This is a genomic window from Pseudomonas sp. PB101 (assembly GCF_009764265.1).
In the GTDB taxonomy this organism is placed as follows: domain Bacteria; phylum Pseudomonadota; class Gammaproteobacteria; order Pseudomonadales; family Pseudomonadaceae; genus Aquipseudomonas.
In genome coordinates this window covers 250,230-258,468 of sequence record NZ_RWIR01000007.1, presented here as the reverse complement: position 1 = coordinate 258,468, position 8,239 = coordinate 250,230, and the positions used below count along the sequence as shown (strand labels likewise).

8 protein-coding genes are annotated in these 8,239 nt (G+C 61.7%); 4 read left to right on the top strand and 4 right to left on the bottom strand.

Translation table 11 applies throughout. The features are described 5' to 3' along the window. Nucleotides 1-590 (bottom strand): aldehyde dehydrogenase family protein (locus EI969_RS02615; RefSeq protein ID WP_160385791.1); only part of this gene is annotated, 590 nt, incomplete at its 3' end. 299 nt (nucleotides 591-889) lie between these two features. On the opposite strand from EI969_RS02615, the gene EI969_RS02610 reads away from it, so the two are divergent. The 4 genes from EI969_RS02610 to EI969_RS02595 all read left to right on the top strand — a co-directional run bounded on the left by EI969_RS02610 (nucleotide 890) and on the right by EI969_RS02595 (nucleotide 5,230). Continuing rightward, entirely contained in the window at nucleotides 890-2,803 is a 1,914-nt protein-coding gene (locus EI969_RS02610; RefSeq protein WP_160385790.1) for a sigma-54-dependent Fis family transcriptional regulator, read from the top strand. 171 nt (nucleotides 2,804-2,974) lie between these two features. After that, nucleotides 2,975-4,324 (top strand): UDP-N-acetylmuramate:L-alanyl-gamma-D-glutamyl-meso-diaminopimelate ligase, encoded by a 1,350-nt coding sequence (mpl, locus tag EI969_RS02605; protein ID WP_160385789.1) that lies wholly within the window; start codon nucleotides 2,975-2,977, stop codon nucleotides 4,322-4,324. After that, on the top strand, nucleotides 4,321-4,953 hold the full coding sequence (gene ubiX / locus EI969_RS02600) for a flavin prenyltransferase UbiX (RefSeq protein ID WP_160385788.1): 633 nt from the start codon (nucleotides 4,321-4,323) through the stop codon (nucleotides 4,951-4,953). The genes mpl and ubiX overlap by 4 nt, the downstream gene beginning before the upstream one ends. Beyond that, the gene (locus EI969_RS02595; protein WP_160385787.1) at nucleotides 4,946-5,230 is read left to right on the top strand and encodes a YceK/YidQ family lipoprotein; all 285 of its coding nucleotides are present in this window, start codon (nucleotides 4,946-4,948) and stop codon (nucleotides 5,228-5,230) included. Before ubiX ends, EI969_RS02595 begins: the two co-directional genes overlap by 8 nt. A gap of 48 nt (nucleotides 5,231-5,278) precedes the next feature. On the opposite strand, the gene EI969_RS02590 is transcribed toward EI969_RS02595, so the two are convergent. From EI969_RS02590 to EI969_RS02580, 3 genes are all read right to left on the bottom strand, one after another. Then, the gene (locus tag EI969_RS02590; protein WP_150715981.1) at nucleotides 5,279-5,920 is read right to left on the bottom strand and encodes an oxidoreductase; all 642 of its coding nucleotides are present in this window, start codon (nucleotides 5,918-5,920) and stop codon (nucleotides 5,279-5,281) included. Nucleotides 5,921-5,947: 27 nt separating this feature from the next. After that, nucleotides 5,948-7,666, bottom strand: a complete 1,719-nt coding sequence (locus EI969_RS02585; protein ID WP_160385786.1) for a C13 family peptidase — start codon at nucleotides 7,664-7,666, stop codon at nucleotides 5,948-5,950. A gap of 114 nt (nucleotides 7,667-7,780) precedes the next feature. Further along, nucleotides 7,781-8,236 (bottom strand): MaoC family dehydratase, encoded by a 456-nt coding sequence (locus EI969_RS02580; RefSeq protein WP_160385785.1) that lies wholly within the window; start codon nucleotides 8,234-8,236, stop codon nucleotides 7,781-7,783. Nucleotides 8,237-8,239: the final 3 nt, after the last annotated feature.

The window sequence follows — 8,239 nt, the reverse complement described above, 5'->3', positions numbered from 1 at the left end:
ATGCCCAGCGGGGTCTGCTCGGCGGGTTTGAGCACCACGCAGTTGCCGGCGGCCAGGGCCGGGGCGAGTTTCCAGGCGGCCATCAGGATCGGGAAGTTCCACGGGATGATCTGCCCGACCACGCCCAGCGGTTCATGGATGTGATAGGCCACGGTGTTGCCGTCGATTTCGGCAGCGCTGCCTTCCTGCGCGCGGATGCAACCGGCGAAGTAGCGGAAGTGGTCGGCGGCCAGCGGGATGTCGGCGTTGAGGGTTTCACGCACGGCCTTGCCGTTGTCCCAGGATTCGGTGATCGCCAGCAGTTCCAGGTTCTGTTCGATGCGGTCGGCGATTTTCAGCAGCACCAGCGAGCGCGCCTGGGCGGACGTGGCGCCCCAGGCATCGGCAGCCGCGTGGGCGGCGTCCAGGGCCTTGTCGATGTCTTCGGCCGTGGAGCGGGGGAATTCGGCAATCGGTTGGCCATTCACTGGCGAGGTATTGGTGAAGTACTGACCTTTGACAGGCGCGACGAACTCGCCGCCGATGTAGTTACCGTATTTGGCCTTGAACGAAACGATAGCGCCTTCAGTACCGGGGTGAGCGTAACGCATGGTGGTCTCTCCTTGCTTTTGTGCTTATAGGGAGTCGCGCATGTGCGCTTGCTATAAGCGTAGAGCAAGGGTCGGGCCAGTGCGTTGCAGCTCAGGCAAATCAAGGCCTTGCGCATTTTTTGTCGGACGGGTGGAGTGCGCCTGTGACGCTTTTGGTACAGCTTCAGTGACACTTTGTACCGTTTCTGGCACAACCTGTGACCGGGTAGTCTTGCAGGCATTGCAATGCAGGCCGGGCTGGAGGATGCTCGGCATCACCTCATGCACGGGACGCCGAGCCCCGGGGAGAATAATAAGAAATGCACGACAACCATTTGAGTCGCCATGCCCAGCAGGTTCTGACCGTCACCCAAGGCAAGGCCCACCTGCATGGCCCTGGCAGCGACCCGTCCATCGCCCGCTCATGGCTGCGCTGCCTCGAGGACTATCACCTCGATCCGGCCCTGAGCATCGCGCCGACGGTGCTGGAACATGGCCGTGTCCTGGAAAGCCGCGAACGCTTGCAGCAAGTGCTGCACATCGCCGGCAATGAAATGACCAGCCTGCATCAACAACTTTCCGGCGCCGGCCACGCCGTGCTGCTGACCGACGCCCGTGGCGTGATCCTCAACTGCGTCACCGCCCCCACCGAACGGCAGATCTTCGAACGCGCCGGGCTCTGGCTCGGTGCCGACTGGAGCGAGGCCTGCGAAGGCACCAACGGCATCGGCACCTGCCTGGTGGAACGGCAGTCCCTGACCATCCATCAGGACGAACACTTTCGCGGCCGCCACACCGGCCTGACGTGCTCGGCGAGCCCGGTCTTCGATCCTCATGGCGAATTGCTGGCGGTGCTCGACGTGTCGTCGGCGCGGCGCGATGTTTCTCGGCAAAGTCAGTTCCATACCATGGCGCTGGTCAATCTGTCGGCGAAGATGATCGAAAGCTGTTACTTCCTGCGTTGCTTCGACAATCAATGGCTGCTGCGTTTCCACTTGCAGGCCGAGTCCGTCGGTTTGTTCAGCGAAGGGTTGCTGGCGTTCGACGGAGAAGGGCGCATTTGCGCGGTCAACCAGAGCGCGCTGAACCTGCTTGGGCACATTCGCGGCGGCTTGCTGGGTAAGCCGGTGGAAGCGTTTTTCGATTGCTCGCTCGATGAGTTGCTGGGGCGGGCCAGTAGCAACGCCGCGGCCAGTTGGCCCTTGCGTACCCGGGACGGTCGCAAGTTGTTCGCGGTGTTGCGCGGCGAGGCGCGGCGCTCGCTGCCGATTCCGATGGAGCCTGCTCTCCCTGTTGCACCAGCAACGCGCCTGTCGGGCATTTGTCTGGATGATGTGACGTTGCAGGCGGACTTACGCAAGGCCTTGCGCGTCTACGAGCGCGACGTGCCGCTGCTGATCAATGGGGAAACCGGATCCGGCAAGGAGGCTTTTGCCAAAGCGGTGCATCACGCCAGCCAGCGGGCGGATAAAGCGTTCGTCGCCCTCAATTGCGCGGCCATTCCCGAAAGCCTGATCGAAAGCGAGCTGTTCGGATATCGCGGCGGCAGCTTTACCGGTGCGCGCAAGGAAGGCATGCGCGGCAAGTTGCAACAGGCCGACGGCGGGACGTTGTTCCTCGATGAAATCGGTGACATGCCGCTGGCACTGCAGACGCGATTGCTGAGGGTGCTGGAAGACCGGCAGGTGGTGCCGATCGGTGGCGAGCCGGAAGCGGTTAACGTGCGGATCATCAGCGCCACCCACCGCAAGTTGCTCGATCGCGTGGAGGACGGCAGCTTCCGTGAGGATTTGTATTACCGTCTCAACGGGCTGGAAGTCGCGCTGCCAGCACTGCGTGATCGCAGTGATAAATCGCAGTTGCTCGATTTTTTACTGGCCGAAGAGGCGCACGGAGAAGCGGTGTTGCTCGACGGGCCGGCGCGGGAGGCTTTGTTGGGATTCGCCTGGCCGGGCAATGTGCGGCAATTGCGCAATGTGCTGCGTACGTTGGCAGCATTGTGTGAGGACGGGCGGATCGGTCTGGAAGATTTGCCAGCGATGATCCGGCAGGCACGGCCGGTAGTGTCGACGATCGAGAAGGCGTCGGAGCATCCGCTTGAAGATGCCGAGCGGCTGGCGTTGCTCAACGCGCTGGAGCAAACGCGGTGGCACATGACGCATACGGCTGAGCACTTGGGGGTCAGTCGAAATACCCTCTATCGCAAGCTGCGTAAACACGGTATCGCCCGGTAACCGCGTCGCGCCTGATCGCGGGCAAGCCCGCTCCCACAGGAACTGCGCAGATTCTGTGGGAGCGGGCTTGCCCCGGGCGGCGTTGCGACGATGGCGATCGTAAGTCGGAAACATCAGGTGCGATTTTCCCCTCCCTAAGCTAACCTGCGACCAAGTTTTACGAGGTCGACTATGCACATTCATATTCTTGGTATCTGCGGCACTTTCATGGGGTCAATGGCGGTTCTGGCCAAAGAGCTGGGCCATCACGTGACGGGCTCCGATGCCAACGTCTATCCGCCGATGAGCACTCAGTTGCAAGCCCAGGGCATTGAGCTGACACAAGGCTATGACCCGGCGCAACTCGATCCGGCCCCCGATCTGGTGGTGATCGGCAACGCCATGTCCCGGGGCAATCCGGCGGTGGAGTATGTGCTGAACAAAGGCCTGCCTTACGTCTCCGGCCCGCAGTGGCTGGCCGATCACGTACTGCAGGGTCGCTGGGTGCTGGCGGTTGCCGGTACGCATGGCAAGACGACTACCAGCAGCATGCTGGCTTGGGTACTGGAGCATGCGGGCATGGCCCCGGGCTTCCTGATCGGCGGCGTGCCGCAGAACTTCTCGGTGTCGGCTCGCCTGGGTGATACGCCATTCTTCGTCATCGAGGCCGACGAGTACGACAGTGCCTTCTTCGACAAACGCTCGAAGTTCGTGCATTACCGCCCGCGCACGGCAATCCTGAACAACCTTGAGTTCGATCACGCGGACATCTTCCCCGATCTGCCGGCCATCGAGCGGCAGTTCCACCACTTGGTGCGGACCATCCCGAGCGAAGGCCTCGTGATTCATCCGACCACTGAGCCTGCGTTGCAGCGCGTTATCGAGATGGGCTGCTGGACGCCGGTGCAAACCACGGGTGCCGGCGGTCAGTGGCAGGTCAAGCTGCTCAGTGAAGATGGCTCGAAGTTCGAAGTGATGTTCGAAGGCGAAGCCCAGGGTGTGGTCGAGTGGGACATGACTGGCCAGCACAACGTCGCCAACGCCCTGGCGACGTTGGCTGCGGCACGCCACGTCGGTGTTGTGCCGTCGATGGGCATCGCTGCGTTGAGCGCCTTCAAAAGCGTTAAACGCCGGATGGAGAAGGTCGCTGAAGTTCGTGGCATCACCATTTACGACGACTTCGCTCACCACCCGACCGCCATCGCCACCACGCTGGATGGCCTGCGCAAACGGATTGCCGACGCGCCGTTGATCGCGATCATCGAGCCGCGTTCCAACTCCATGAAACTTGGCGCGCACCGTGACGGGTTACCGGAAAGCGTGGTCGATGCCGATCAGGTGATCTGGTACGCACCTGCCAACCTCGGCTGGGACCTGGCGGGCACGGCGGCGCTGTGCACTGTGCCGTCGATTGTCAGCGACTCCCTTGAGGGCATCATCGAACGCGTGAAAAGCCAGGCCCAACCCGGCACTCACGTGGTCATCATGAGCAACGGCGGCTTCGGCGGCCTGCACGGCAAGCTGGCCGAGGCGCTGAAATGAACAACGGCCCGGAACGCATTACCCTGGCCATGACCGGCGCTTCAGGCGCCCAGTACGGTTTGCGCCTGCTCGACTGCCTGGTGCGGGAAGATCGTGAAGTGCACTTCCTGATCTCCAGGGCCGCGCAGTTGGTAATGGCGACCGAAACAGACGTCACGCTGCCGTCCAAACCGCAGATGATGCAGGCCTTTCTCACCGAGTACACGGGTGCCGCCGCCGGGCAGATTCGGGTGTACGGCAGGGAAGACTGGATGTCGCCGGTGGCCTCGGGCTCCGGCGCGCCAGCGGCGATGGTGGTGGTGCCGTGCTCCACTGGCACGTTGTCCGCCATCGCCAGCGGCGCCTGCAACAACCTGATCGAGCGTGCCGCCGATGTGACGCTCAAAGAGCGTCGCCAACTGATTCTGGTGCCTCGCGAGGCGCCCTATTCGAGCATTCACCTGGAGCACATGCTCAAGTTGTCGAACATGGGCGTGACCATCCTGCCGGCATCACCGGGCTTTTATCATCAGCCGCAAACCATCGACGACCTGATCGATTTCGTCGTGGCGCGAATCCTTAATCTGCTGAGTATTCCTCAGGACATGCTGCCGCGTTGGGGCGAGCATCATCTGACCAGCGATGAATAAGCTGCTGGTGTTGGTGCTGGCGCTGCTATTGGCCGGGTGCGCCACCGCACGCACCCTCGATGCAGCCAAGCCGGGGGCACCGGTGGTGTACTCGGGGACTCGTCTGGATTTGTACGCGTTGAATGGCGGGTGCTGTGCCAAGGATCGTTTTGGCGCTGAAGCTCCGAGCTACCCGGGCGTCGATCTGCCGGCGAGTGCGTTGCTCGATACGCTGCTGTTGCCGCTGTCGTTGTTGACGGTGATCGGGGTGAGCTTTCAGGCTACGGGTGGGTTGTAGGAGAGGGTTGTGGCGAGGGGGCAAGCCCCCTCGCCACAGATCCGCGGTTTATTTGCCCAACTTCCTCAGCTCATCCGACTCGACAATCCTGACCCCGTCCTGCTCTTCCAGCGCCAGACGCCACATCGCGCGGGCCAGTTGGCACGCTTCGATGCCGTGGTATTTGCCGGGAATCAGCCGCGACAACGGCCCCGCGACCTTTTCGCCCAGGCGCGGTTCGGCTCGTTCGCCCAGCAACAGTGAAGGCCGGCAGATGGTTAGCTGCGGCCAGTCCTGCGCGCGCAATGCGTGCTCCATCTCGCCTTTGACCCGGTTGTAAAAAATCGAGGATCTGCGGTCGGCTCCCAGAGCACTGATCACGATCAAATGCCGTGCGCCCATTTCCCGGGCACGTTTGGCGAATGCCACCACCATGTCCAAATCCACCGCGCGAAACGCCTGTTCCGAGCCTGCCTGCTTGATCGTGGTGCCAAGGCAGCAATAGGCAATGTCGACCCGCCCGTTCAGTTGCGGCAGGAACGCTGTCGGGTCACCGACCGGGTTTTCCAGGTGTGGATGCTCGGCCAATGGCCGGCGTGAGGGGGCCAATACCCGGGTAATCGTCGGCTCGTTAAGCAGGCGATCAAGCAGATGTTCACCCGTCAAACCGGTGGCTCCGGCGAGCAGCACATGCTGAGGCGTCAAGTACATAGTGTTTCTCCCTTGATACTGTTCAGCTTAGTTGCTGTTTGCATCCTTGCTTTGCGTGGATGCACTTTGCAGTGCTTTTCGTGCCTGTTGTTTGCGCAGTAATTGCCAGTGCGAGAGGACGGTTCTCGGTGCCCAGATCTGTGGTTCGGATGCTTCGAAGCCGTCCGCGAGCTCACGTTCGGCGACAGTGGCCTTGGCCAGTTTGAAGGCTTGCTCCAGGTCATCGGTCTGGTTCAGGGCCTGGGCGAACAGGGCATCGCCGAAGTACGTGAAGTTGGCTTCCTCCGAGCAGCCGAAGGACACACGGTCGGCCCGCGAGGCGGTCATGATCAGGGTTCGTTCATCCTTGAGGGCGGGGATGAAACCACCGGAGTAGCAAGACGAAATCACGATGATCTTGTCGCGGTTTTTCAGTGGGGCGAGAACAGCGGCCAATTCGTCGGCTGGCAGATCGGCCAGCTCCATGCGCGGCTGATCCAGCACAAATTCGTGTTCGCTGGTGCCATGGCTGGACAGGTAGATGAAAATCAAGTCTTCCGGACCGCTGCGTTCGGCCAACGTCAGAGCGGCGCGGCGCAGGTTTTCCCGGGTAGCCATCGGGCGGTCGGCGAGGTGATCGCGATGGTTCACCAGGCGGATCTGGCCAAAGGCGCCGAAGCGGGTGGAGAGCATATTGGCGACGTAGTCGGACTCGCGCAGAAACACGCTTTGCTTGCCATCACCGCCCAGGGTCAACGAATACAGTTCCACTGCCGGGGTCGAGGGTGGAATGTTGGCCAGTGCTGCTTCGAGTAAACGCCCTTGCGCCAGCAGGCCGAGTTCCAGAGTGTCGGGCAGCAATTTGCCCTCGGAGTCGCGCACGCGCTGGCCGTTGATCCAGGTGCCGCTGAGCACGGTGCCGTCGGTCAACACCAGTGTGCCGCGGCCCTGGTAACTGTCGTTGTCGAACTGGCCGGTGTAAAAGCTGCCGTCGGCCAGGTTCAGCCGGCCCTGCCCGGAAAAGCGCCAGTCGTTGAACTGGCCGATGTAGTGGCTGCCGTCAGTGCCGATCAACTCGCCCTTGCCGTTCAGCGAGCCTTCCTTGAACTGGCCCAGCCAGACATCGCCGTCGGCGTTTTCGTAGCGGCCCTTGCCGTGCAGTTGATTGTTCTTGAAGCTGCCGACATAGATGTCGCCATCGGCGCTGTTGAACGTGCCGTTGCCTTCCAGCTGGCCGTCGACAAAGTGCCCGGTGAACTGATTGCCGTTGCCGTCGCCGCGCTGGCCGTCGCCATTGGGTTTGCCGTGGGCGAACTGGCCCTGATAAGAACTGCCGTCTTCGAGTTCGAGGCGGCCCAGGCCGGCGTATTGATCGGCCTTGAACTCCCCGCGATAGCTCATGCCGTTTTCCTTGAGGGTGCCTTCGCCGTTGCGCCGTCCGGCCTTGAAGCCGCCGCTGTAGCTGCTGGCGTTGGTGGTCAGCGCCCCCTGGCCTTCGAACAGTCCCTGATTGAACTGCCCGCGATAGACTTCGCCATTGCTGCCATGCCATTCACCCTGGCCCTGCCACTGGCCTTTGTCGAATTCGCCGGCGTACCAGCTGCCGTTCGGATAGTCGATGCGCCCCTTGCCTTGCAGCAAGCCATTGACCAGGTCACCGCGATAGCGTCCGCCGTCCGGCAGGCGTGCGTCGGGGGGCAAAAGAGATTCGCCGTCGCCGCAAGCGGTGAGCATCAGGGTCAAGGCAAGGAGTGCAAGTGGGCGCATAGCGGATTCCGGGCAATTAGGCGAGGGAGTATGCCGCAGCTATGTGTCCTTATATAGGGCGAGGTACCGCCAGAGGTCGCGAAACAGCAGGAGCTGCTTCGCATCCGGGACGGTTTACACGAAGCAAAGGGACAGGGGTTCGGCGATGTACGCCGGTTTGTCCGAGCCTTCGATTTCCAGGGTGGTGGTGGCCTTGAGTAGCCATTGGCCCGGTTTTTTCTCGATGACTTCGGTCAGGTCGACCTTGAGCCGCACTTTCGAATTGACCTTGACCGGCTGGATGAAGCGCACGCTGTCGAGGCCGTAGTTGACTACCATCTTCAAGCCTTCGGGCATGACGAGGATGTCCTCCATCAATTTCGGAATCAGCGACAGCGACAGGAAACCGTGAGCGATAGTGCAGCCAAATGGCGTTTGCGCGGCCTTGACCGGATCGACGTGGATGAACTGATAGTCCCCCGTGGCTTCGGCGAACAGGTTGATGCGTTCCTGATCGATGGTGAGCCATTCGGAACGTCCGAGTTCCTTGCCGACATAATCTTTGAGCTCTGCAACTGGAACATAGGGCATTGA